This window comes from Ensifer soli (genome assembly GCF_041928815.1).
Taxonomy (GTDB): Bacteria; Pseudomonadota; Alphaproteobacteria; order Rhizobiales; family Rhizobiaceae; genus JBHFEI01.
Genome location: NZ_JBHFEI010000004.1, coordinates 1 through 23,778 on the forward strand (window position 1 = coordinate 1; position 23,778 = coordinate 23,778).

Below are 23,778 nucleotides of genomic sequence, written 5' to 3' on the forward strand. Positions count from 1 at the left end.
CCGCCTTCACGCCAAAGGAATGCCGACACTATTTCGAGGCCGCAGGATATGACCCGGAATAAGTCGAATCTGCTCTAGAGGCGGCGGCGCCGGGAACGGTGCCGCCGTTTTCGTATGCGGGAGATCAGCCGCGCGGCGCGGCGGCGCGGGCGAGCCGGTCGAGGATCGCCTCGCCGAGGCCCTCCGGCGGCATCGGCGCGAAGGCGATGGCCGTTGCGCCCGTCGCATCGGCCTGCTTCATGAAGGCGAAGAGGTTGGCCGCCGCTTCGGCAAGGTCGCCGGACGGGCTGAGGTCGAGGACGACGGTTGCCGCCTCCTCTCCCGCAATCCGCCTGCCGCCGAAGCGGATCAGCGCCTCTCCGGGCCGGACCGCGGTCGCATCGAGCCGCACCGTCGCCGCCGGCGCATAATGCGAGGCAAGCATGCCCGGCGCCTCGATCGCCGCGCCCGGCCGTTCCGGCCGGATCAGCCGCGTGCCGGTCAGCGCTTCGATCGCGGCGGCGTCGAGCCCGCCGGGGCGCAGAAGCCTGACGCCGTCCGCCTCCACCTTGACGATGGTCGATTCGAGCCCGACCGGGCAGGGGCCGCCGTCGAGGATCAGCGGCAGCTTGTCACCGAGATCGGCGGCGACATGGGCGGCGCTGGTCGGGCTGATCGCGCCGGAGGTGTTGGCGCTCGGCGCTGCGAGCGGCCGGCCGTAGCGCCGGATCAGCGTGCGGGCGAACCCTTTCGGCATGCGCAGGCCGACCGTGTCGAGCCCCGCGGTGGCGAGGTCGTGGATCGTGCTGGTCGCGGCAAGCGGCAGGACGAGGGTCAGCGGTCCCGGCCAGAAGGCGTCCGCCAGCCGGCGCGACAGCGGGTCGAAGACGGCGTGTGCTTCCGCCATGGCGAGGTCGGACACGTGGCAGATCAGCGGATTGAAGCGCGGCCTGCCCTTGACCGCGTAGATGCGCGTGATCGCGGCCGGCGCGGTCGCGTCCGCCGCAAGCCCGTAGACCGTTTCGGTCGGCAGGGCGACCGGGTCGCTGCCGTGGAGCGTGGCAAGCGCGCGTTCGAGCGCGCGCTCCGGTTCGTCTGCGGTGTCGATGATCTCGGCCATGGCCTTCCCGTCCGTTCGCCCGCTTCATAGCGGATCGGCGGGGCGATCGGAACGGAAATCGCCGCACCTCGGCATGATCCGGCCCGAGTGAGACGGGGACCGGCCCATGATGCCGGCGAAACGGGGCGTTGAAAGCGCCGTTCCGTTTCAGGTCGATCGACCGTGCTCCCGGCGACCGGGCGTCAGAGATTGCGGATGACCTGGCGGATCTGTTCGTCCTTGGCGCCGAGCAGCAGCACGCTCTTCAGCGCCATCTTCGGATCGTGGGTGCGGAACAGGATGCCGTTGCCGCGCACGTCGCGATTTATCGTCATGTGCTGCGTCTCCGCGTCGAGACGGATCGCGACGGCGAAGTACATCCGCCCATAGCCGATGTTGATGTTCTCGAAGAACACCTCCGACTCGCCGATGTCGGAGAAGAAATTGGCGATGTAGAAGGCCCAGCCGACATTCTTGAAATCGGCGAATTCGCTCTGGGACGCGGTGATATGGCAATAGCCGAGATGGGGGCTGCCGTCGATCGTCCGGTGGAAGAGAAGCTTCGGAAACTGGATCGAGCGGTGGAAGCCGTTGATGCGCTCATGCGTCGTCTCGCCGGCGACGGCGAGCTTCTTGCCGGTGCGCTCGGCCACTTCCTCATAGGTGAGGTAGCGCCGCTTTTCCTGGTCCCAGTCCTCGCGCCAGCGACGGATGCGGCCCGTGCGCAGGAATTCCGTATGGAACGCCGGCTTCAGCGCCGGTTCCTTCGGCTTGGTCGGGGCATCGAAGTAACGAAGCTTTTCCATGGTCGGTCCGGAACGCTTTATCCTGATCGAACTCTTAAGCCTGCGGCGGCATGTTACCGCGCCCGGATTAACGAGTCGTTACGCCATTCTGGCGGGCGAAGGGTGTGCGAAACTTGACGCGTGACGGAAGGGGCCGGTGTCGCATTCCGGCAGGGCGTCGCAGCGCCCCGGCCGCGAACGGCGCGAGAAGCGGCACCTGCCGAAAGTTTAAGCCATGTTTCTGATTCGAAACGGGAAAATCTTCTCATTCGGCGAAGTTGCCGGATTCGGTGCGCTGTCGCCTTTCTCAAATCCGATGTCGCTTCGAGGCGCAGGCAGGCGCACGATTTCGCATTAGATGGATGCATCTCACGGTGCCGCCCTCGGCTGAGGGCGGAGAATTGGGAAGCCGGTCGAAACCCGGCGCTGCCCCCGCAACGGTGGTGGAGCGATGTCGCGGCGGATGCCACTGGGAGGAGCCCGGGAAGGCGCCGCGACCGTCCTTTTCAAGAGGACGGCTCCTGAGCCCGGAAACCAGCCTTGAGGTATGAGCTGTTGCAACGGGCTGCGGAGGGCGGCCGGGTTACGGAACCTTGACGACCGGCCGGTCATTCCGCCGGCGGTTCCCGCCCGCATGCGTCCTTCCATCCCCGACACCAATGGGCAGGCGCCCGAAGGACGTGACCATGGATACCCGCAGCGAAATGGTGCGCCGGTTGAAGAACCGCCGCGCCGGCTACAGCCTCGACCAGGCCTTCTACATCGATCCGGATGTCTACAAGGTCGATCTGGACACGATCTGGTATCGCGACTGGCTGTTCATCGGCCATGACTGCGAGATCCCGCGCGCCGGCAACTATTTCACCGTCCAGGTCGGCGACTACCCGGTCGTCGTCACCCGCGACCGCAAGGGCACGATCCGGGCGCTGCACAATTCCTGCCGCCATCGCGGCTCGCGCGTCTGCAGCCAGCAGAAAGGCGCCTCCGCCAAGCTGGTCTGTCCCTACCACCAGTGGACCTACGAGCTCGACGGCACGCTGCTCTTCGCCCGCCACATGGCCGACGATTTCGACCCGGCCGCCCACAGCCTGAAGCCCGTCGCCTGCGAGGTGGTCGGCGGCTACATCTTCATCAGCCTCGCCGACGAGCCGATGGATTTCCAGCCGATCCGCGACCTGGTGACGCCCTATCTCTCCCGCCACCGCCTGAGCGACGCCAAGGTCGCCTTCGAAAGCACCATCGTCGAGAAGGGCAACTGGAAGCTCGTCTGGGAGAACAACCGCGAGTGCTACCACTGCGCCGCCAACCATCCCGAGCTTTGCCGCACCTATCCGGAAGCGCCGACGGCGACCGGCGTGCAAGGGGCGAAGGACGATCCGGTCATCGCCGCCCACTGGGCGAAATGCGAGGCCGAGGGCCTGCCGAGCGAGTTCAAGATGGACCCATCCGGCCAGTTCCGTATCGCCCGCATGCCGCTGATCGAAGGCGCCGAGAGCTACACCATGTCGGGAAGGCGCGCCGTGCGCAGACCGCTGTCGGACGACGTCACCGCCAGTGAGATCGGCACGCTGCTGCTCTTCCATTATCCCGGCACCTGGAATCACGTCCTCGCCGACCACGCCGTCACCTTCCGCGTGCTGCCGATCGGTCCGGAACTGACGCAGGTGACGACCAAATGGCTGGTGCACAAGGATGCGGTCGAGGGCGTCGACTATCAGATCGACGAACTCATCCACGTCTGGACCGAGACCAACGACCAGGACCGCCGCATCGTCGAGGAAAACGCCTTCGGCATCCGCTCGCCCGCCTATCAGCCCGGCCCCTATTCCCCGGTCGACGAAGGCGGCGTGATGCAGTTCGTCGACTGGTACGCGACCTTCATGCTGAACCGTCTGCAGGGCGCCAAGGCCCCGCTCGTGCGCGTGGCCTGACCGCGATGAGCGCCGCCGCATCCTTCCGCCATCTCGACGAACTGCATCCCTGGAACGACCGCCAGCAGATGCTCGAATGCATCTCCGTCACCGCCGAGACGGCGGATGTCATGACCTTCGCCTTCCGGTCGGAGCGGCCCGGCTGGTTCCGCTACCTGCCGGGCCAGTTCGTCACGCTCGAACTGCCGGTCGGCCCGGAGCCTGTGATGCGCACCTACACGCTCTCCTCCAGCCCGTCGCGGCCCTTCTCCATCGCGGTCACCGTCAAGGCGCAGAACAACAGCATCGGCACGCGCTGGATGTTCGACACTCTGAGGCCGGGCATGAGGCTGAAGGCCTTCGGCCCGCTCGGCGATTTCAGCTTCGTGCGTCACCCGGGCGAAAAATACCTGTTCATCTCGGCCGGCTCCGGCGTGACGCCGATGATGTCGATGACGCGCTGGATGGCGGATTCGGCGCCGCTTTCCGACGTCGCCTTCGTCTCCTGCGCAAGGCGGCCCGACGATCTCCTCTTTCGCGCCGAACTCGAGGTGCTTTCCGGGCAGATGCCGAACATGGCGCTCGGCTTCATCGTCGAGGGCCATGCGCCGCGCGACGGCTGGCACGGTCTTCGCGGCCGCATCGACGCGACGAAGCTCGCGCTGCTGAGCCCCGACTTCCGCGAGCGCACCGTCTTCTGCTGCGGCCCGGAACCGTTCATGCGCGGCGTGCGCGCGGTGCTCGAGGCGGCCGGCTTCGACATGGCCCGCTATCACGAGGAGAGTTTTCAGCCGGCATGCGCGCCGGATCCGGCCGAGCTTGCCGCCCGCGCCGGCGCGGCCGGGCAGGAACAGGCCGGGACGGCCACGATCACCTTCGCGCTCTCCGGCAAGGACGCCGCCTGTCTGCCGGGCCAGACCGTGCTCCAGACGGCGCGCGCCGCCGGTGTCCGTATCGGTGCGGCCTGCGAGAGCGGGCTTTGCGGCACCTGCCGGGTGATGAAGATTTCCGGCGAGGTCGAGATGAACCACAATGGCGGCATCCTCGACGACGAGATCGAGGAGGGCTATATCCTCGCCTGCTGCTCGCGCCCGCGCGGCGACGTGCAGATCGAAGCGTAGGCGGCGGGTTTTTAGAACCAGAAGTCGCCGGCGTCGAGGTCCTTGAGCGCCACGTTCTGCAGGAGGATGCTGTCGCCGTTGAGCCCGTTGATCAGGATGTCGGCCCCCTTGACCGTGAGGTGGTCGGCCTTGAGGTCGTTAAAGTCGGTGATGCTCGCAAGGCCGGTGAGGTCGAGCACGTCGTGCAGGGCGCCCTTCGCCCTGAAGTCGGTGATCGTGTCGCGGCCGTGGCCGGTCGCGAAGACGAAGGTGTCGACGCCCTTGCCGCCGGTCAGCGTGTCGTTGCCGCGATGGCCGACGAGGACGTCGTTGCCGGCGCCGCCGTCGAGGCGATTGGCGGCATTGTTGCCCTCGATGCGGTTGGCGGATGCGTTGCCCGTCCCGTCGATTTTCCTGGCGCCGAAGAGGAAGAGCTGCTCGATATTGTCGGCAAGCACGTGGCTCGCCGAGGACTTGACGACATCGTTGCCGCCGCCGCGCAATTCGACGATCGTCACCGCATTGCCGTTCAGCACGTAGACGTCGTCGCCCTTGCCGCCCCGGACCGTGCCGGTGATCGCGCCGGTGTTCTCCAGATAGTCGTTGCCGGCGCCGAGGTCGATATGGCCCCTGATCGTCCCGGTGTTGACCACCGACTGGCTGCCGGCGCCGCCGAGGACGGCGGTCTTCACCGCCTCGATCAGGCCGTTGTTCTGCAGCGCCGCCGCCGTCGCCTTGGCGAGATCGACCGTGGCGCGGCTCGCAAGCGTGCCGGCGAGCGTGCCGTAATTGGCAAGCGATGCACCGTCGCCCGTCACGCTCATCGCGCTTCCGGCGGAAATCGTCTGGTTGTTGCGCAGAATCACGCCGTCGGCCGAGACGACGATGGCGACGGCCTTCGTGTCGATGCCGCCGTCATTGGTGACGATCGTATCGTCGCCGGTCACCGTAATACCGGCGCGCTTTGCCGAGATCGTGCCGTTGTTGGTGATGATCGCCGTATCGCCGGTGACGGAGAGCCCGCGATCGTTGAGCGACTGGATCAGCCCGTTGTTGGTGACGGTCGCGCCCTCGCCGGTGACGCTGACGGCAAGGGCCGCCGCCTTCGCCGTGCCGTTGTTGGTGACGATCGCGCGGTCGCCGCGCGACAGGATCGCCGCCCCCTTCGAGGCCTCGGCGAGGCCGTTGTTGGTGGCGATGATCGCGGCGCCGGTCAGCACCAGCGCATTGCCGAAGGCGGTGACGGTGCCGTTGTTGGTGACGACCGAACTGTCGCCCGAGGCGGAGATGCCGGCCGTGCCGCCGGCCGAGATCGCGCCGCTGTTGGTGATCCGCGTCGTCGCGCTGGCGGTCACGCCGACGAGGCGCGCGCCGATCTCGCCCTCGTTGACGAGGCTGAGGCCGGTGCTGGCGATGCGGATGCCGTCGCCGCCGCTGCCGATCCGGCCCTCGTCGCCGATGGTGATGCGGTTGCCGCTCGATGCCGTGCCGGCCGTGCCGAAGTCGATCGCCGGTCCTCCGGTCGATTGCAGCGTGCCGTGGATGTCGAAGCTGCGGTTCGCCGCGCCGCCTGTTGCGACGATCGAGGCGCCGCCGGTCGAAACCGTCACACCGGCATCGACGATAAAGGCGTCGCCCGCCTCCAGCGCCGTCACGGCCGTGGTCGTGCTGGCATCGATCTCGTATGTCGCCATTGCCTCTGCCTTCATCGCAGGTTCAGGTGCGGACCGCATGATCGGCCGCATCGGGGATGTATTCATTCCATCGACGGCGACACTAAGGCGGTGTGCCTTTTCCGGCGGTTAACGCGCGTGCGACACGAGGCGCTTCTTGCCGGATGGTTAAGCCTTCGCTGACGTTTCTCCCCGGAACAAAGCGACGTCTCCCGCGTTGAGGCGCCAGGGACGAAACATCGCATTTGACCTCAGAAGGAGGAAGACATGTCTCTCTTTAGAAACAAGTTTACGGTGGCGGCTCTGGCGGCGCTGCTGATCGGTACGTCGGTCGCGCCTTCCCAGGCCTTCACGCCCGTCCCGGCCGCGGCGGAACGCAGCTCCGACATCCAGCAGGTCCAGGCGCGCGAATCCTGGCGCGACCGCGACGGCCGCCGCTGGAGCAATGTCGACCGCGAGGTCTGGCGCAAGCGCGGCTACCATCGCCGCGGCAACGCCTACTATTACAATGGCCATCGCGGCTATCGCTACGCGCGTCCAGGCTACCGCCGCCACAACGACGCCTGGTTCCCGCTGGCGGCCTTCGGCGCCGGCGCGATCATCGGCGGTGCGCTCGCCGACCGGCCGCGCGTCTATGTCGATCCGCCGGTGCGCCGCGTCGGCAACTCCCATGTCGAGTGGTGCATGAACCGCTATCGCACCTATCGCGCGTCGGACAATTCCTACGTGCCGCGCGCCGGCTACCGCGCCCAGTGCGTCTCGCCCTACAGCTAAGACGCCGGGATCTTCACTCTATCGGGCCGGAGGGCATCCCTCCGGCCTTTTCGCGTCCGGAGCGCCGCACCTGACACTATTTCCTAGAGGATACCGATCCGTTTCAGGATCATCCAGGCGAGCCCCATCGAGGCGAGGATGAAGGCGAAGGCGGCGACGGTGCCGCTTCCGTCGGAGAAGGGCAGGCCGCCCGTGTTCATGCCGAAAAAGCCGGTGACGAGCGTCGGCGGCAGTAGGAAGGCGGTCATCAGCGACAGGATGTAGAGGTGGCGGTTGGTCTCCGAGGAGAGCTTGCTGTCGATCTCCTCATGCAGGAGGCGGGCGCGCTCCTGCAGGGCGAAGACGTCGCGGTCGACGGTGTCGAGCCGGTCGTAGAGCCGTTCCGCCACCTCGATCACGCCGGGCGGCACCTCGTCCTCGTCGGAGGCGGCGGCCCGGCGCAGCAGCGCCATCAGCGTGCGCAGGTGGCGATGCAGGCGCACGGCGGTGCGCCTCAGCGGCGCCAGCCCCGGCTGCAGCTTGTGGACGGCCTCGCCATAGACGTCCTCCTCGATGACGTTCAGTTCCTGCGTCATCTCCACGACCAGCGAGATCAGCGTGCGCTGGAATTCGACCACCATCAGCTCGAACAGCTCGATCGGGTTGCGGCAGCGGGCATTCTTCTCGATCGCCGCGCGCACCCGGTCGATCGAGCGCAAGGGATGCAGCCGCGTCGTGACGATGATCCGGTCGGTGACGGCGAAATGCATCCAGCCGATCGTATCGGTGACGCTGTCGAAGGTGCGTTCGAAATCGACGAGCGTGCCGTGCAGCATGTCGTCCTGCACGGTGATCGCGGCTTGGGTGTCGTGGCTGGTCAGCGTCGTCGCCGCCGCCGCCGGCAGGCCGGGGATGCGGGCGATCAGCGCCGGCACGCGCGCATCGCTCAGGGCGAGATGCAGCCACAGCCAGCCCTCGCCCGTAAACAGATCGTTGATAGAGGCGTCGTGCGGCACGCGGATGCAGCGGTTCTCGCCCGGGATCACCCGGCAGGCCCAGACGAAACCGGGAATCTCCGTCGAAATCAGGTTCATGCTGTCCAACATCGCGAGAGGGAAGGTCGAGCGCCCGCCGGGGCGGCGCGCCTTGCCTGTTGTAGCGTCCCGGCCGTTCCCGGCAATTCCATCGCCATAGGCGGGCTTGATGACAGTTTTGCTAAAGGCGCGCCTGCGACCTTGCCGTTTTCGCCGGATTCGCTCAGCATCGGCGCCGCAATCAGGGAGGTGAGGGATGTATACTGCGCCGGTCGGGGAGATCCTGTTCACGCTTCAGCATGTCGCCGGCATGGCGGGCGACGGCTCCGATCCGCTCGACGAGACGCTTGCGGCGGCGATCCTGACCGAGGCCGGCCGGTTCGCGAGCAACGAGATCGCGCCGCTGGCGGCGACGGGCGACCGGGCCGGCGCGACGCTTGCCGACGGCGTGGTCACCGCCCCGCCCGGCTGGGCGGCCCTCTACCGCGCCTGGGCGGCGGCGGGCTGGAACGGGCTCGGCGCGCCGGAAGCCCATGGCGGGCAGGGGCTGCCGCATCGGCTGCATGTCGCGGCGATGGAGATGTGGAACTCCGGATCGATGGCCTTCGCGCTGGCGCCGATCCTGACCACCGGCGCGATCGAGGCGATCGACCGCCATGCGACGGACGCTTTGAAGGCGCTCTATCTGCCGAAGATGGTCTCCGGCGAATGGACCGGGACGATGAACCTGACCGAGCCGCAGGCCGGTTCCGACCTCGGCGCGCTCTCGGCACGGGCCGAGCGCCGCACCGACGGCAGCTACCGCCTCTTCGGCCAGAAGATCTTCATCACCTGGGGCGAGCACGACCTGACGGAGAACATCGTCCATCTGGTGCTCGCCCGCCTGCCGGACGCGCCGGAGGGCACGCGCGGCATCTCGCTCTTCCTCGTGCCGAAGTTCCTGCCCAACGCGGAGGGCCGGCCGGGCGCGCGCAACGATCTTTTCTGCCACGCGATCGAGCGCAAGCTCGGTATCCACGGCTCGCCCACCTGCACGATGATCTTCGGCGACGGCCGCTTCGGCGCGGAGAAGGGCGCGGTCGGCTATCTCGTCGGCGAGGAGCATCGCGGCCTTGCCTGCATGTTCACGATGATGAACAACGCCCGCCTCACCGTCGGCACGCAAGGGGTGGCGATCGCGGAGGTCGCGACGCAGAAAGCGCTCGCCTATGCCCGCGAGCGCCGCCAGGGCCGGGCCGGCGGGGAAAAGGGCGGGCCGATGAGCCCGATCGTCGCCCATCCCGACATCGCCCGCACGCTTCTCCTGATGAAGGCGCTGACGCAGGGCGCGCGGGCCATCACCTATGCCTGCGCCGATGCCATCGACCGCGCCGGCACGGAAACGGGCGACAGGGCGCGCTTCTGGCAGGGCCGCGCCGGCCTCATGACGCCGATCGCCAAGGCCTTTGCCACCGATGTCGGCGTCGACGTCGCCTCGATGGGCATTCAGGTGCATGGCGGGATGGGCTTCATCGAGGAGACGGGCGCGGCCCGGCTCTACCGCGACGCGCGGATCGCGCCGATCTACGAGGGCACCAACGGCATCCAGGCGATCGACCTCGTCACCCGCAAGCTTACGCTCGAAGGAGGCGGGCATGTCCGCGATTTCATCGCCGGGCTCGCCGGTGCGGCGGGGGAGGGCAGGCTCGGCGAGGCGGTGCGGGCGCTGTCGGACGCGACGGAACACCTGCTTGCGCTCCAGGCCGCCGGCCGGCCGGAGGAGGCGCTCGCCGTCGCTACACCCTATCTGCGCCTCTTCGGACTGGTGCTGAGCGGCGTCTATCTCACCCGCGGCGGTTCGGTCGATGCCGGCGACGGGCGGCAGGCGGAGCGGCAGGCACTCGCCCGCTTTGCCGTCGACTGGCTGCTGCCGGAAACCTCGGCCTTGCGCGCGGTGGTCACCGGCGGCGCCGGCAGCCTCGATGCCGCGCGCTTCCTGCTGGCCTAGGGTCCGCCGGGTTCATTGCGAACCGGACGGCCCTCCGCTCTTTCGTTGACGTTTGCCTTTCGGGGATAACCGGATGAAACGTATCCCCCACACACTCCAGGAGACGATGATGACCGATGCGATCCTCGTCGAACGGGCGGAGGCGCTGCCCGGCGTGCAGCTCATCCGCCTCAACCGTCCGCAGAAGAAGAACGCCATCACCCGCGCCATGTATGCCGCGATGACGGCGGCGCTGCGGGAGGCCTGCGACGATGCCACGGTCCGCGTCACCGCCATCCTCGGGCATGCGGGCTGCTTTTCCGCCGGCAACGACATGGCGGATTTCATGGCGGCCGCGTCGCACGGCGATCTCGGCGCCGAGGTGATCGAGTTCCTGCGGGTGCTCGCCCGCCACGACAAGCCGCTCGTCTCCGGCGTCGACGGTCTCGCGATCGGCATCGGCGCGACGCTGCATCTGCATTGCGACATGACGATCGCCTCGGCGCGCTCGGTGTTCCGCACGCCCTTCACCGATCTCGGCCTCGTTCCGGAAGCCGGATCGAGCCTGATCCTGCCGCAGATCGCCGGCCACCAGCGTGCCTTCGCCATGCTCGCCGCCGGCGAGCCCTTTTCCGGGAGAGAGGCGTTCGACGCCGGCATCGTCTGGCGGATCGTCGAGCCGGACGGGGTGGAGGAGGAAACGCTGGCGCTCGCGGCACGGCTTTCGGCCAAGCCGGCCGAGGCGCTGCGCCTCGCGCGGCGGCTGATCAGGGGCGAACCGCAGGAGCGGCTCGCCCGCATCGATGCCGAGGCCGCGCATTTCGCCGAGCGGCTGCGCTCGCCGGAGGCGAAGGCCGCCTTCGCCGCCTTCCTTGCGCGCTGACGCCCGTCGCGATCGCTCCGATCCGCTCGTATGTTTCAGATCCCCGTTTCTGCGCATGTCCTTACGCAAAACAGCGGCGCACGTTTTCCGGGACATGCTTCGGGGCTCATCTCTCGAGCAGCGCCACCGCCTCGACATGGGCCGACCAGAGGAACTGGTCGATCGGCGTCACGGAGCGGATGGCATAGCCGGTCTCGGTGAGGATCTTCAGGTCGCGGGCGAGCGTCACCGGATTGCAGGAGACGGCGGCGACGCGCCGCACGCCGGATTTCGCCAGCTCGCGCATCTGCGCTTCCGCCCCCGCGCGCGGCGGATCGAAGACCACCGCGTCGTAGACCTTGAGCTCGGAGGTCATCAGCGGCCGGCGGAAGAGGTCGCGCTTTTCCACCGTGACCGGCTTCAGCCCCTGCATGTTGCGCGCCGCGTGGTCGAGTGCGGCCAGGGCCGGCCCGTCGCCCTCGACCGCATGGACGCGGCCGATCCGCGCCAGCCTGAGGGCGAAGGTGCCGCTGCCGGCGAAGAGGTCGGCGATGCGCTTCGCCTTGCCGACATGGCCGAGCACGATCTCCGCCATCGCCTCTTCCGCCGCGCGCGTCGCCTGGACGAAGCCGCCCGGCGGCGGGCTGACCGGAACGCCGCCGAAGTCCAGCACCGGCCGCACCGGCTCGACGACGATTTCGGCATTGAGCGTGACGCGGGCGATGCCGCGCGCGGCAAGCGTCGCCGTCACCGTCGCCCGGCGCTGCCGGTCGTCGATCGCCTTGATGCCCTCGAAGGCGAGGTCGAGCCCCGTCATCGTCTCCAGCACGGTGACGCGGAAGGGCTCGGCATTGACGGCGATCGCCGCCGCGATGGCGCGGATCGCGGCGAGCTTTCCGACGATGCCGTCGCTGGCGATCGGACAGTCCGAGACGGCGACGATATGGTGGCTCTGGGCCTGGTTGTAGCCGAGGAGAAGGCCGCGCTCGGTGCGCCGCGCCGTCAGGGTGACGCGGCGGCGTTCGCGGGGACCGCAGGGCAGGAGCGCCGCGACGGGCGCGTCGAGCCCCCTGGCCGAAAGCGCGTCCACGACGAGCGAACGCTTGAAATCCCTGTAGAGCCGGTCGCCGGCATGCTGCAGCGCGCAGCCGCCGCAGGTGCCGTTCTCGCCGTCCGGCCCGAAATGCGGGCAGGGTGGCGCAACCCGCTCGGGCGAGGACTGGCGCAGCGAGATCAGCGTGCCGTGGCCCTTGCTGACGGCGGCGGCGACCGTCTCGCCCGGCAGAGTGAACGGCACATGCACCGGCCCGTCGGCCCCCCGCGCCACGCCGTCGCCGCCATGGCCGAGCGCCTCGATCGCCAGCGTCTCGCCGCTCATGGCTTCCTCCCCGCCAGAAGGAATTCGACATTGCCGTCGCCGCCCGCGATCGGCGAGGGGATGAGGCCGAGGATGATCCAGCCCATGTCGTCGCGAAGCCAGCGCTCCAGTTCGGCCGCGACCGCGGGCGCGCTTTCCGGGTCCTTCAGGAGCCCCGCCTTGCTGATCGCCTCGCGCCCGGCCTCGAATTGCGGCTTCACCAGAAGCACGGCTTGCGCGCCGGGGGGCGCGAGATCGAGCGCTGGCGCCAGCGCCAGCTTCAGCGAGATGAAGGACACGTCCGAGACGATGAAGCGGATGTCGCGCCCGCCGAGATGGCTTTCGTCCAGCGTGCGCGCGTTCAGTCCCTCGATGCTCGTCACCCGCGGATCGGCTTCGAGGCGCGGATGGAACTGCCCGTGGCCGACATCGATGGCGAGCACATGGGCCGCCCCCCGTTCGAGGAGCACGTCGGTGAAGCCCCCGGTCGAGGCGCCGACGTCGAGACAGTCGCGCCCGGCCGGATCGAGGCCGAAATGATCGAGCGCCGCGACGAGCTTCAGCGCCGCGCGCGAGACATAGGCCTGGGCGGGGTCGTCGATGGTGATCTCGGCGTCCGTCGCGACGTTGACGCTTGGCTTGGTCACGAGCCTGCCGTCGAGGCGGACGGTGCCGCGCTGGATCGCGTCGCGCGCCCGCGCGCGGCTGGCGACGAGGCCGCGTTCGAGGAGAAGCTGGTCGAGGCGAAGGGTCTGGTCCTTGGTCATCGCCCGTCATGGCGCGTCGGCCGCCGGAAGGCAAGGGGCGGCGCGCCTTTGCGCCGCCAGGCGGTGGGCTACCAGACGATGCGGCCGTTGAAGCGGGCCGGCTGCCGGCCGTCGACCAGCCGGTCGAGATCGCTCGGCGCGCTGCCGGCGAGGCGCTGGGGACCCGCTGCCGACAGGCCGCCGCGCAGCTCCGGCAGCTTCTTCTGCAGGATCGCGATCGCCGCCTTCTCGACCGCCGGATCGTGGCGCGGACGCTCTTCGGCGCCGGCGCGGGCGGCGAGGGAGCCGGCAATGAGGATGGCGATGACGATGGGCTTCATGGCAGGCTGTCCGCAAGGTTCGACGTCAGGTGGAAACTAGCGGGTCCGGGTTGCGGAACGACCAAGGAGCGTGGTTAGCGGGGCGAGAAGACTTTGGGTTGAGATTTTCTCAACGGCATTCTGGGCGGGGCACCGCTTCGCATAAGTTTTGTTCAGTTTTTGATCAATTTAGCACTAAATTAAGACGGGTGCGGGACAGTCGCTGCGGCGCCTCCGCGCCCGTCGGCGATGCTGCCGGTGTCCCGCCTCCGCGATGCCATGACGACGTCTCCGGATGGACGAGCCGCAAGGCTTTCAGAAGATGGCCTGCCGATCTTTGCCGGAGCTGACTGATGTCGAGACCCAAGATTAAAACCGCCCTGACGGGCATTTTCGCGATCACGGCCTTCGCCGTGGCGACCTTGTCGTGGTTCGCCCTGTCCGGATTGCAGGCGCTGAACGCCAATACCGAGACGATCGCCACCAACAGCATGCCGAGCCTGGCCGCCGCGCGCCAGATCGACACCGCGCTGATGGGCGAGCGCTACGCCTATGCGCGCCACATCCTCGCCGTCGACAAGCTCCAGATGACCAATGCCGATGTACTGGTCGACCAGCAGATCGCCGCGGCCAGGAAGGCGATCGCCGACTACGAGGCGCTGATCTCGTCGGAGGAGGAGCGGGCCCTCTACGAGGAGATCAAGACCAGCGTCGCCGAATACGGCAAGCTCGGCAAGGAGATGGTCGATCTGTCGAAGGACAACGGCAAGGAATTCGCCAAGGCGCTGTTCGACCGCGACATGACCACCCTGTCGACCAAGATGAGCGATCTCGTAGGCCAGCTCGTGGTCATCAACACGACGGCGGCGGAAGCCGCCCATCAGGCCAGCATCGAGACCTATAACGGCGCCTTCGTCAAGATTTCGGCGATGATCGGCCTCGCCGTCGTCGTCCTTCTCGGCTCGATCCTCTTCGTGCTGCGCGGCATCGCCCGGCCGATCCAGTCGATCACGGCGGCGATGACCCAACTGGCGCAGGGCGACACGACGTCGGCGGTGCCTTTCGCCGGGCGCCGGGACGAGATCGGCGAGATGGCCAGCGCCGTCGAGGTCTTCCGCCAGGCGGCGATCGCCAACCATCAGCTCGAGGAAGAGGCGGCGGAAGCGCGCCGTCGCGCCGAGGAAGAGCGTGGCCGGCTGCAGGCGGATGCCGAGCAGGCGGCGCAGGTCCGCCTGCAGCAGGCGACCGCCGGCCTCGCCGGAGGCTTACGCCGCCTTGCCGCCGGCGACCTCGCCTTCACCCTCGACGAGCCCTTCGCCCCGGATTTCGAGCAGCTCCGCCACGACCTGAACGCCGCCGTCACCCAGCTCGGCGAGACGCTGCGCTCCGTCGCCGGCGCCACCTCCGAGATCGACAGCGGATCGCGTGAGATCAGCCGCAGCGCCGACGACCTGTCGCGCCGCACCGAGCAGCAGGCAGCCTCGCTCGAAGAGACCGCCGCCGCCCTCGACGAGATCACCGCCAACGTCTCGAACTCCTCCAAGCGCGCCGACGAGGCCCGTCACGTGGCGGTCCAGGCCAATGCCAGCGCCTCCCAGTCCGGCGCCGTCGTCGCCAATGCCGTCGACGCGATGCAGCGGATCGAACAGTCGTCGAGCCAGATCTCCAACATCATCGGCGTCATCGACGAGATCGCCTTCCAGACCAACCTCCTCGCGCTCAATGCCGGCGTCGAGGCGGCGCGGGCGGGCGATGCCGGCAAGGGTTTCGCCGTCGTCGCCCAGGAGGTGCGGGAACTGGCGCAGCGCTCGGCCCAGGCGGCCAAGGAGATCAAGGACCTCATCCGCAACTCCTCGAGCGAGGTGCAGAACGGCGTCCGGCTCGTGCGCGACACCGGCGAGGCGCTGAAGACGATCGAGGGCTTCGTCGTCACCATCAACCAGCATATGGACGCGATCGCCACCTCGGCCCGCGAGCAGTCGGTCGGCCTCGCCGAGGTCAACACCGCCGTCAACCAGATGGACCAAGTGACCCAGCAGAACGCGGCGATGGTGGAAGAGACCAATGCGGCGAGCGCCACGCTCGCCACCGAAAGCGGCCGCCTGCGCGCGCTGATTTCGCAGTTCAATCTCGGCACGGCGCAGGAACAGGCCGGTGCCCTGCGCCAGACGGCGGCGCGCATGGCGAGTGCCGTCCGCCCCGCGGCGCCGGCAAAGTCGCGCGCCGCAGCAAGTCCCCCCGCAGGCCGCCCGGCGCCCGCCAGCCGCGGCAACACCGCCTTGAAGGAAGACGACTGGACCGAATTCTGATCGGCCCGGGGCCGCTCCACAGCCGTCCATCCCCGACATCCCGCCGCGTCCACGGCGGGATGTCGCATTTCGTGGCATCTCCTTCAGCAAATCCTGAAATTCGTTCAAGTTGTCGCGATCGCGCTGAGACTTTCTTTGCCGCGGCGCGGTAGGCTTCGTCCTCAATGACGGACCGCGCGGCGCCGCGATCTTGGAGACACGGCCGATGGCGAAAGAGCGGGAAAACCGGATCGACCTGCTGCGGGGGCTCTCGCTCCTGCTGATCTTCGTCGGCCACGCCAATTTCACCTTTTCCGAGGCGTTCCAGCAGGCGCGCGGCTTTTCCGATGCGTCGGAAATCTTCGTCCTCCTCGCCGGCGTTTCGGCGGCGCTCGCCTATTACCGGCCGCGCGAGGCCGGATGGCAGGCGTCGCGGCCGCTGCGCCGCGCCGGGCGGCTCTACGTCGTGCATCTCGCCATGTTCGCGACGATGGCGCTCGTCGCGGGGCTGGCCCTCGTCAAGGGCGGACGCCTCGGCGATACGGTCGTCCAGTCGCTCTATATCGCGGATTTCTGGAAGGACCCGCTCGGTTTCGGCGGCCGGGCGCTCGCGCTCGCCTACATGCCCGGCAATCTCGACATCCTGCCGATGTATGTCGTGCTGATCGCCGCCGCGCCGCTGATCTTCCGCCTGCATGACCGCTCGAAAGTGGCGCTGGCGGCGGTCTCGGTGACGGTCTGGCTCGTGTCCGGCCTCGGCCACATCAACCTGCCGAACGCCGCCTCCGAGAATGGCCGCTGGTATTTCGATCCGCTCTCCTGGCAGATCATCTTCGTCGCCGGCATCGTCATCGGCATCCGCATGAAGACAGGCCTGTCGGTGCTGCCCTACAACAGGCTGGTCTTCCGCGCCGCCGCCGCCTTCGCGCTGGCCGCGATTCCGGTAAACCTTCTCTTCCATTTCGGCCTTGTCGAGCCGCCGCTGCCCGTCCTCTACGATGCGATGATCTCGAAGACCAACAGCGGCATCCTGCGGCTGATGAACATGATGGCGATCCTCTATCTCGCCTGGAATCTGCCCCTGGTGAAGCAGGCGGCGGCCCATCCGGCGCTGGCGCTCGTCTGCGCCGCCGGGCGCCACAGCCTGCCGGTCTTCGTGCTCGGCGTCGCGCTTTCGGAACTCGCCACCATCGCGATGCTGTCGGTGCCCGACCTGCCGATCGTCAGCCAGCTCGCCATGGCGATCCTCGGCTGCGCCGTCCAGCTGATGCTGGCGCAGCGCCTGGCGGAGAAGCGGCGGCAACCGGCCGCGCTTCCGCCGCAGACCGACCGCGACGTCCTCAAGGCGCGCATCGCCCGGCTTCATGAGACCCGCCTGCGGGCGCCCCGACCGAGCCCGCTGGAACACCGGCCTTGAGCAACGGCCTCTGCCGAGCCTGATCGTGAGTGCCGAAAAGCGCCGTCAGCCGGCGGCGCCGATCGTCACTCGATCCTGTCGGCCGAGTGCGGCGAACACCGTCCCGACGATGCCGGCCCGCGTCAGCCCGGCGCGGGCATACATCGCCTCCGGCTTGCCCTGTTCCATCCAGACGTCCGGCAGCACCAGCGGCCGGACCTTCAGTCCCTGGTCGAGAAGGCCCTGATGGGCGAGGAAGTGCAGGACATGGCTGGCGAAGCCGCCGATCGCGCCCTCCTCGATCGTCACCAGCACATCGTGTTCGCGGGCAAGGCGGCGGATGAGATCGGCGTCGAGCGGCTTGGCGAAGCGGGCGTCCGCCACGGTGGTGGAAAGGCCGGCGGCATCGAGTTCTTCCGCCGCGAGCAGGCAGTCGGCGAGCCGGGTGCCGAAGGACAGCAGCGCCACCGTCGTGCCCTGGCGCAGAACGCGGCCCTTGCCGATGGAAAGGATTTCGCCGCGTTCCGGCATCTCGACGCCGATGCCCTCGCCGCGCGGATAGCGGAACGAGATCGGCCCGTCGTCATAGGCGGCCGCGGTGCGCACCATGTGCTTCAGCTCCGCCTCGTCCGCCGCCGCCATGACGACGAAGCCCGGAAGGCTCGCGAGGTAGGTTGTGTCGAAGGACCCGGCATGGGTCGGCCCGTCGGCGCCGACCAGGCCGGCGCGGTCGATCGGGAAACGTACGGCCAAGCCCTGGATCGCGACGTCGTGCACCACCTGGTCGTAGGCGCGCTGCAGGAAGGTCGAATAGAGCGCGGCGAACGGCTTGTAGCCCTCGGCGGCGAGCCCGGCGGCGAAGGTGACGGCATGCTGCTCGGCGATGCCGACGTCGAAGGTGCGGGCGGGATAGGCTTTGAGGAACTGGTCGAGCCCGGTGCCGGACGGCATGGCGGCGGTGATCGCCACGATCTTCTCGTCCGCCGCTGCCTCCTGCACCAGCGACTCGGCGAAGACGCTCGTATAGGCCGGCGCGTTCGGCTTCGCCTTCGCCTGCGCGCCGGTGATCACGTCGAAGGTGTTGACGCCGTGATACTTGTCGGCTGCGGCCTCCGCCGGCGCATAGCCCTTGCCCTTCTGCGTCACGACATGGATCAGCACCGGCCCGCGGGCATTGTCGCGGACATTGCGCAGCACCGGCAGCAGATGGTCGAAGGAATGGCCGTCGATCGGGCCGATATGGGAGAAGCCCATCTCCTCGAACAGCGTGCCGCCGGTCACGTAACCCCGCGCGTGCTCGACGGCGCGGGTGATCGCCCGGTCGACCGTCTTGCCGAGATAGGCGGTCAGCTTCTTGCCGAATTCGCGGAAGCCCATATAGGCGCGGCCCGAGGCCAGCCGGGCGAGATAGGCGCTCATCGCCCCGGTCGGCGGCGCGATCGACATGTCGTTGTCGTTGAGGATGACGATGAGGCGCGCGTCGAGCGCGCCGGCATTGTTCAGCGCCTCATAGGCCATGCCGGCCGACAGCGCTCCGTCGCCGATGACGGCGATGACGTTGCGCGGCGTGCCGGAAAGATCGGCCGCGACCGCCATGCCGAGGCCGGCGGAGATCGATGTCGAGGAATGGGCGGCGCCGAACGGGTCGTATTCGCTCTCGGCCCGCCGCGTGAAGCCGGAAAGGCCGTTTTCCTGGCGCAGGGTGCGGATGCGGTCGCGCCGGCCGGTGAGGATCTTATGCGGATAGCACTGGTGGCCGACGTCGAAGATCAGCCGGTCGTGCGGCGTGTCGAACACCTTGTGGATGGCGATCGTCAGCTCGACGACGCCGAGCCCGGCGCCGAGATGGCCGCCGGTGCGCGAGACGGCGTCGACCATCTCGGCGCGCAACTCGCTCGCAAGCTGCGGCAGGTCGCGGTCCTCGACCGCCTTCAGGTCGGCGGGAAACGCGACCCTGTCGAGCAGGGGGGTTGCCGGTCTCGGCGGGGCTGGTTTCGGCTGGGATGGGCTCACGATCGTCTTGCCTCTTGCCCGGCGCACCGTTCGAGGGGCCGGGGCGCATGTCTGCCGGTCCGCCGGATGGGGCGGCGGCGCGCTTCGTTCAGACTGTTTTAACGCAAGTCAGCGCGCCGGCAAGGGGATAAACTCCTCCTCGTCGCCGGGCACGATGTCGAAACGGCCGGTGCGCCATTCCTCCTTCGCCTGCTCGATGCGCTCCTTCGAGGAGGAGACGAAGTTCCACCAGACATGGCGCGGCGAGGTCAGCGCCGCGCCGCCGAACAGCATGACGTGACAGCCGGCCGCGCCGCCCTCAAGCGTGATCTCGTCGCCGGGGCGGAAGACGAGGAGCTGGTTCGGCGCGAAACGGTCGCCGGCAATCACGACCTCGCCATCGAGGATATAGAGCGCGCGCTCCTCGCAGGCCGCCGGAAACGGCGCCTTGCCGCCGGGCTGAAGCGTCAGGTCGACATAGAGCGTGTCGGAGAAGGTCGAGACCGGCGAGCCGAGCCCAGCATAGCGGCCGATCACGACGCGGCCACGCATGTCACTATCGAAAAAGGCCGGCAGCGCCTCCTTCTCGGTGTGGGCGAAGACCGGGGCGATCTCCTCCTGCGCATCCGGCAGCGCCAGCCAGGTCTGCAGGCCGGAAAGCCAGCGGTCGCGGTCGCGCTGGTTTTCCGGCGAGCGCTCGGAATGGACGATGCCGCGCCCGGCCGTCATCAGGTTGAGGTCGCCCGGCCGGATGACCATTTCGGTGCCAAGGCTGTCGCGATGCTTGATCTCGCCGTCGAAGAGGTAGGTGACGGTCGAAAGCCCGATATGGGGATGGGGTCGCACGTCGATGGCCGCGCCCGCCTTCAGCAGCGCCGGTCCCATCCGGTCGAAGAAGATGAAGGGGCCGACGAGGCGGCGCCTGACCGTCGGAAGCGCGCGGCGCACCTCGAAGCCGCCGATATCGCTGGTACGGGGAATGATCAGATGCTCGATCGCGTCGCAGGCCGGCGCATCGCCGGCAATCGGGTCGTTTCCGGGGAAAAAGGACATGGGCAAACCTCGGTTCTGGAGTTTGCGCCATGCTAGACCGTAGCGCGGGGGATGGATAGGCGCGAGCGGTTGACGGTGCTGCTACCGGATCCTCCCTTGTCATCCGGTATCCGGTCCTGCGAAGGCAATCCCGCGTCGGCCTCGCGTGTCACGCCCCGTCGAGCGGCTCCACGCCCTGCGGCCGCCCGGCGCGGTCGAGGCGGATCTTTTCCACCCGGTCCTCGGCCGCCTTCAGCAGCGCCTCGCAATGCTTCTTCAGCGCCTCGCCGCGCTCGTATTTCTCGATCGACTGGTCGAGCGCGACATCGCCGCGTTCGAGCGCCGAGACGATGGTCTCGAGTTCCTCCACGGCCTTTTCGAAGGTGAGGGCGGCGATGTCGGAATGGGGATCTTTTGCCATGGTCAGCCTTTCATCAGGCGCAGGATGTGGATCGCGGCCGATTCGGCGAGCCCCTGCAGGTCGTAGCCGCCTTCCAGCAGGCTGACGATGCGGTTGTGCCCGGCGTTGCCCGCCATGTCGAGAAGCCGGCCCGTCGCCCAGTCGAAGTCGTCTGCGACGAGATTGATCTGCGCCAGCGGATCGCGGTGATGGGCGTCGAAGCCGGCGGAGATGACGATCAGGTCGGGCCGGAAGCGGTCGAGCGCCGGGAGGACCCGGTCCCTGAACGCCTCGCGGAAATGGTCGCTGCCGGTAAACGGCGAAAGCGGCGCGTTGACGATGTTGCCGGCGCCGGTCTCGTCCTTGGCGCCGGTGCCGGGATAGAGCGGCATCTGGTGCGTCGAGCAGAAGAGCACCGAGGGATCGTCAAAGAAAATGTCCTGCGTGCCGTTGCCGTGATGCACGTCCCAGTCGACGATGGCGATGCGCTCGGCGCCGTGGGCGGCCTGCGCGTGGCGCGCGGCGATCGCGGCGGTGTTGAAGAAGCAGAAGCCCATCGCCTTCGTCTTCTCGGCGTGGTGGCCGGGCGGGCGGGCGGCGACGAAGGCGTTGTCGGCCTTGCCGGAGAACACCGCGTCGACGGCGGCGGTGGCGCCGCCGATCGCCGTCAGCGCCGCCTGCAGGCTCGCCGGGCTCGCATGGGTGTCCGCCTCGAAACTGTTGATGCCCTCCTCGGGGATCACCGACATCACCATGCGCAGATGGTCCTCGGGATGGGCGAGAAGCACCAGGTCCTCGTTGCCTTTTTCCGCCTGCTCGCGCACCAGCCGGCGGAAATTCTCGTGTTCCAGCGCGAGGTTCAGCGCCTTCAGCCGGTCCGGGCGTTCCGGATGGCCCTCGGGCACCTGATGGTCGAGGAAGACGCTGTTTTCGTAGAGGATGGTGGTCATGGGCGGGAACCTAGGGCCTCGGCCCGCGAAGGTCTAGCATCCGGCGGCCGCAAATCGCCGCTTTTCAACATCCGGCGCCCGCGCAAGGACGCCGGACATGCAAGGACCGCGCTCAGGCGCGCTGGTGCAGCAGCGGATAGCCGGCAAGCACCGCGCGTGCCGCGAGCGTTGCAACGGCCGCCTTGACGAGGTCGCCGGGAATGAAGGCGAGGTTGCCGATGAGTGCCGCGCCGAGCGGCGTGCCGGTGACGGCCGAGAGCCACGGGATGCCGAGCAGGTAGACGACGCCGATGCCGCCGACGATCGCGGCGGTGGCGAAGCCGGCGATCTGGCGCAGCTCGCTCTGGCCTTCGCGCACCAGCCGCTCGGCGATCAGGCCGGTGACGAAGGCGCCGAGGATCCAGCCGACGATGTAGCCGCCGGTCGGGCCCTGCAGGATGGCGAGACCGCCGCGCCCGCCCGAGAGCACCGGAAGGCCGATCACCACGAGAAGCACGAAGAGCGCATAGGCGAGCATCGCGCGGCGCGCGCCGAGAATGCAGCCGGCCAGCATCACGCCCATCGACTGGGCCGTGATCGGCACGGGAATGAAGGCCAGCGTGATCGGCGGCAAGAGGCCGAGCACCACCACGATGGCGGCGAAGAGGGCGGTCAGCACGATGTCTCGGGTCGTCATATCCAGTCCTTTGTCCATGAGGAAAGTCCGATGTATCCCGCGATGTCGCAGATGGGAAGCCCCGCGTCGCTATTCTCCCACCCGCCGGCGCAGGCCGCGCGCGTCGATCGCCATGGCGATCGTGTCGGCATCCTTCAGCGTCAGGATGATCAGCGGTCCGATCAGCGACAGCGGCTTCAGCGCCAGGCCGCGGGCGCGATGGGCTTCCTTCAGGCTTTCGTAGCGGTCGAAGATCTCCGGCACGAAGCGCATGACCAGACCGAAGGCGAGCCCGACATCGGCCGCGCGCACGAGGCCGAGCCGCTCGAAGGGCGCGAGGGAGCGGGTGATCGCGGCGATGAAGGCGCCGGTCTCGGTCGTCGCCGTGATCGCGCCGGCGAGAAGGACGAGCGCCGTCAAGCGGAGCACGGTCTCGGCGGCCTCGCGGGGAGAATTGAGCCAGGCCGTCGCCACCGCCAGCACGAGGATGGTGAGGAGCACCGGCACCAGCCGGCGAAGCCCGTCGCGGAAGGACAGCCCCGTCGTCGCATAGGCGGCAAGCGCGACCAGGAAGGCCGGGCCGAGGATCAGGAACGAGCGGCTGGCGAAAAGGACCAGGCCGCAAAGCAGGAGGCCGAGCAGCTTCGGTGTGACGCCCAGCCGGTGCAGGGCCGTGTCGCCCTCGACGTTGAGCCCGTTCAGCATGCGGCGAGCGCCCGGTAGCGCGCAATCACCGGCGCCGGCGCGCCGTCGGCGACGAGCCGACCGTCGTCGAAGAGCAGCACGCGGTCGAAGCCGTCGAGGAGCGCGAGGTCGTGGCTCACCACGATCGCCTGCTGGTCGAGGCCGGCGATCGCCGCCTCGACGCGGTGCCGGTTCTTAAGGTCGAGCTGATTGGTCGGCTCGTCGAGGATCAGCACGTCGGGCCCGGTGACGACGACGCTGGCGATGGCGACGAGCTGCGTCTCGCCGCCCGAGAGTTCATGCACGCGCCGGCGGGCGAGGGCGGCGATGCCGAACCGGTCGAGCACCGCCTCGCTCCGCCGGGCGATCTCGTCCTTGGCGAGGCCGTGGTTCGAGAGGCCGAAGGCGATGTCCTCGGCGACGATCGGCATGATGATCTGGTGCTGCGGGTTCTGGAAGATGAAGCCGACGCGGGAAAGAACCGCCGCCGTATCCGCCCGCGTGTCGAGCCCACCGACGGTGACGGCGCCGGAGGTCGGCTTGACGAGGCCGTTGACGAGGCGGGCGAAGGTGGTCTTGCCGGAGCCGTTCAGGCCGATCACGCCGATGCGGCGTTCGGAAAGGACGAGCGTCAGCGGCTGCAGCGCGACGCGCCCGCCATAGACGACCGATGCCTCTTCGAAACGAATGTCCAAATGTCCCGCGCGCCCCTTTTGGTCCCGGTCGCTCTATAATCGGCTTTGCCGGGAAGGGAAATGCCTCTGGATGCGGCCGGGCCGGCCAGCCTATCATGGCGC

21 protein-coding genes and 1 riboswitch are annotated in these 23,778 nt (G+C 68.4%); of the genes, 7 read left to right on the forward strand and 14 right to left on the reverse strand.

The window, feature by feature from the left end; genetic code table 11:
* Nucleotides 1–124: 124 nt before the first annotated feature.
* Nucleotides 125–1,099: an L-threonylcarbamoyladenylate synthase gene (locus ACEVQ6_RS07070; RefSeq protein WP_374888233.1), complete on the reverse strand. Its 975-nt coding sequence runs from the start codon at nucleotides 1,097–1,099 to the stop codon at nucleotides 125–127.
* Nucleotides 1,100–1,281: 182 nt separating this feature from the next.
* Entirely contained in the window at nucleotides 1,282–1,884 is a 603-nt protein-coding gene (locus ACEVQ6_RS07075) for a DUF6656 family protein (RefSeq protein ID WP_374888234.1), read from the reverse strand.
* A 334-nt stretch (nucleotides 1,885–2,218) separates the two neighbouring features.
* Nucleotides 2,219–2,420: riboswitch (cobalamin riboswitch) on the forward strand.
* Between the two features lie 129 nt (nucleotides 2,421–2,549).
* Between ACEVQ6_RS07075 and ACEVQ6_RS07080 the strand changes: the two genes are divergently transcribed.
* Together ACEVQ6_RS07080 and ACEVQ6_RS07085 are read left to right on the forward strand one after the other, a co-directional pair.
* Complete coding sequence (locus tag ACEVQ6_RS07080) at nucleotides 2,550–3,794, forward strand: aromatic ring-hydroxylating oxygenase subunit alpha (protein WP_374888235.1); 1,245 nt, start codon at nucleotides 2,550–2,552, stop codon at nucleotides 3,792–3,794.
* A 5-nt stretch (nucleotides 3,795–3,799) separates the two neighbouring features.
* Nucleotides 3,800–4,894, forward strand: a complete 1,095-nt coding sequence (locus ACEVQ6_RS07085) for a 2Fe-2S iron-sulfur cluster-binding protein (protein ID WP_374888236.1) — start codon at nucleotides 3,800–3,802, stop codon at nucleotides 4,892–4,894.
* Nucleotides 4,895–4,905: 11 nt separating this feature from the next.
* On the opposite strand, the gene ACEVQ6_RS07090 is transcribed toward ACEVQ6_RS07085, so the two are convergent.
* Nucleotides 4,906–6,567 carry a hypothetical protein gene (locus ACEVQ6_RS07090; protein WP_374888237.1) on the reverse strand — a complete coding sequence of 554 codons (1,662 nt, stop codon included), beginning with the start codon at nucleotides 6,565–6,567 and terminating at the stop codon, nucleotides 4,906–4,908.
* A 246-nt stretch (nucleotides 6,568–6,813) separates the two neighbouring features.
* Here ACEVQ6_RS07090 and ACEVQ6_RS07095 point away from each other — a divergent pair, with 246 nt between their 5' ends.
* Nucleotides 6,814–7,320 carry a BA14K family protein gene (locus tag ACEVQ6_RS07095; protein ID WP_374888238.1) on the forward strand — a complete coding sequence of 169 codons (507 nt, stop codon included), beginning with the start codon at nucleotides 6,814–6,816 and terminating at the stop codon, nucleotides 7,318–7,320.
* An 83-nt stretch (nucleotides 7,321–7,403) separates the two neighbouring features.
* On the opposite strand, the gene ACEVQ6_RS07100 is transcribed toward ACEVQ6_RS07095, so the two are convergent.
* Complete coding sequence (locus ACEVQ6_RS07100; RefSeq protein WP_374888239.1) at nucleotides 7,404–8,393, reverse strand: transporter; 990 nt, start codon at nucleotides 8,391–8,393, stop codon at nucleotides 7,404–7,406.
* 196 nt (nucleotides 8,394–8,589) lie between these two features.
* Between ACEVQ6_RS07100 and ACEVQ6_RS07105 the strand changes: the two genes are divergently transcribed.
* On the forward strand, nucleotides 8,590–10,320 hold the full coding sequence (locus tag ACEVQ6_RS07105; RefSeq protein WP_374888240.1) for an acyl-CoA dehydrogenase: 1,731 nt from the start codon (nucleotides 8,590–8,592) through the stop codon (nucleotides 10,318–10,320).
* A gap of 109 nt (nucleotides 10,321–10,429) precedes the next feature.
* Nucleotides 10,430–11,182: a crotonase/enoyl-CoA hydratase family protein gene (locus tag ACEVQ6_RS07110; RefSeq protein WP_374888578.1), complete on the forward strand. Its 753-nt coding sequence runs from the start codon at nucleotides 10,430–10,432 to the stop codon at nucleotides 11,180–11,182.
* Nucleotides 11,183–11,288: 106 nt separating this feature from the next.
* On the opposite strand, the gene ACEVQ6_RS07115 is transcribed toward ACEVQ6_RS07110, so the two are convergent.
* From ACEVQ6_RS07115 to ACEVQ6_RS07125, 3 genes are all read right to left on the reverse strand, one after another.
* Nucleotides 11,289–12,539 (reverse strand): class I SAM-dependent RNA methyltransferase, encoded by a 1,251-nt coding sequence (locus ACEVQ6_RS07115; protein ID WP_374888241.1) that lies wholly within the window; start codon nucleotides 12,537–12,539, stop codon nucleotides 11,289–11,291.
* Nucleotides 12,536–13,285: a TlyA family RNA methyltransferase gene (locus ACEVQ6_RS07120; RefSeq protein WP_374888242.1), complete on the reverse strand. Its 750-nt coding sequence runs from the start codon at nucleotides 13,283–13,285 to the stop codon at nucleotides 12,536–12,538. Before ACEVQ6_RS07120 ends, ACEVQ6_RS07115 begins: the two co-directional genes overlap by 4 nt.
* Nucleotides 13,286–13,353: 68 nt before the next feature.
* Complete coding sequence (locus ACEVQ6_RS07125; RefSeq protein ID WP_374888243.1) at nucleotides 13,354–13,605, reverse strand: hypothetical protein; 252 nt, start codon at nucleotides 13,603–13,605, stop codon at nucleotides 13,354–13,356.
* A 332-nt stretch (nucleotides 13,606–13,937) separates the two neighbouring features.
* On the opposite strand from ACEVQ6_RS07125, the gene ACEVQ6_RS07130 reads away from it, so the two are divergent.
* Together ACEVQ6_RS07130 and ACEVQ6_RS07135 are read left to right on the forward strand one after the other, a co-directional pair.
* Entirely contained in the window at nucleotides 13,938–15,893 is a 1,956-nt protein-coding gene (locus tag ACEVQ6_RS07130; RefSeq protein WP_374888244.1) for a methyl-accepting chemotaxis protein, read from the forward strand.
* Between the two features lie 205 nt (nucleotides 15,894–16,098).
* Nucleotides 16,099–17,289: an OpgC family protein gene (locus tag ACEVQ6_RS07135; RefSeq protein WP_374888245.1), complete on the forward strand. Its 1,191-nt coding sequence runs from the start codon at nucleotides 16,099–16,101 to the stop codon at nucleotides 17,287–17,289.
* A 45-nt stretch (nucleotides 17,290–17,334) separates the two neighbouring features.
* Here the strand turns inward: ACEVQ6_RS07135 and dxs are convergent, their stop codons facing one another.
* From dxs to ACEVQ6_RS07170, 7 genes are all read right to left on the reverse strand, one after another.
* A complete protein-coding gene (gene dxs, locus ACEVQ6_RS07140; RefSeq protein ID WP_374888246.1) occupies nucleotides 17,335–19,281 on the reverse strand; it encodes a 1-deoxy-D-xylulose-5-phosphate synthase in 1,947 nt (648 codons plus the stop codon).
* A gap of 108 nt (nucleotides 19,282–19,389) precedes the next feature.
* Complete coding sequence (locus ACEVQ6_RS07145) at nucleotides 19,390–20,313, reverse strand: pirin family protein (protein ID WP_374888247.1); 924 nt, start codon at nucleotides 20,311–20,313, stop codon at nucleotides 19,390–19,392.
* Between the two features lie 148 nt (nucleotides 20,314–20,461).
* Nucleotides 20,462–20,713 (reverse strand): exodeoxyribonuclease VII small subunit, encoded by a 252-nt coding sequence (locus tag ACEVQ6_RS07150; protein WP_374888248.1) that lies wholly within the window; start codon nucleotides 20,711–20,713, stop codon nucleotides 20,462–20,464.
* Nucleotides 20,714–20,715: 2 nt separating this feature from the next.
* Nucleotides 20,716–21,642 carry a histone deacetylase family protein gene (locus ACEVQ6_RS07155; RefSeq protein WP_374888249.1) on the reverse strand — a complete coding sequence of 309 codons (927 nt, stop codon included), beginning with the start codon at nucleotides 21,640–21,642 and terminating at the stop codon, nucleotides 20,716–20,718.
* Nucleotides 21,643–21,754: 112 nt separating this feature from the next.
* Nucleotides 21,755–22,318: a biotin transporter BioY gene (locus ACEVQ6_RS07160; protein WP_374888250.1), complete on the reverse strand. Its 564-nt coding sequence runs from the start codon at nucleotides 22,316–22,318 to the stop codon at nucleotides 21,755–21,757.
* 69 nt (nucleotides 22,319–22,387) lie between these two features.
* Entirely contained in the window at nucleotides 22,388–23,002 is a 615-nt protein-coding gene (locus ACEVQ6_RS07165) for an energy-coupling factor transporter transmembrane component T family protein (RefSeq protein ID WP_374888251.1), read from the reverse strand.
* On the reverse strand, nucleotides 22,996–23,676 hold the full coding sequence (locus tag ACEVQ6_RS07170) for an energy-coupling factor ABC transporter ATP-binding protein (protein ID WP_374888252.1): 681 nt from the start codon (nucleotides 23,674–23,676) through the stop codon (nucleotides 22,996–22,998). The genes ACEVQ6_RS07165 and ACEVQ6_RS07170 overlap by 7 nt, the downstream gene beginning before the upstream one ends.
* Between the last annotated feature and the right edge of the window lie 102 nt (nucleotides 23,677–23,778).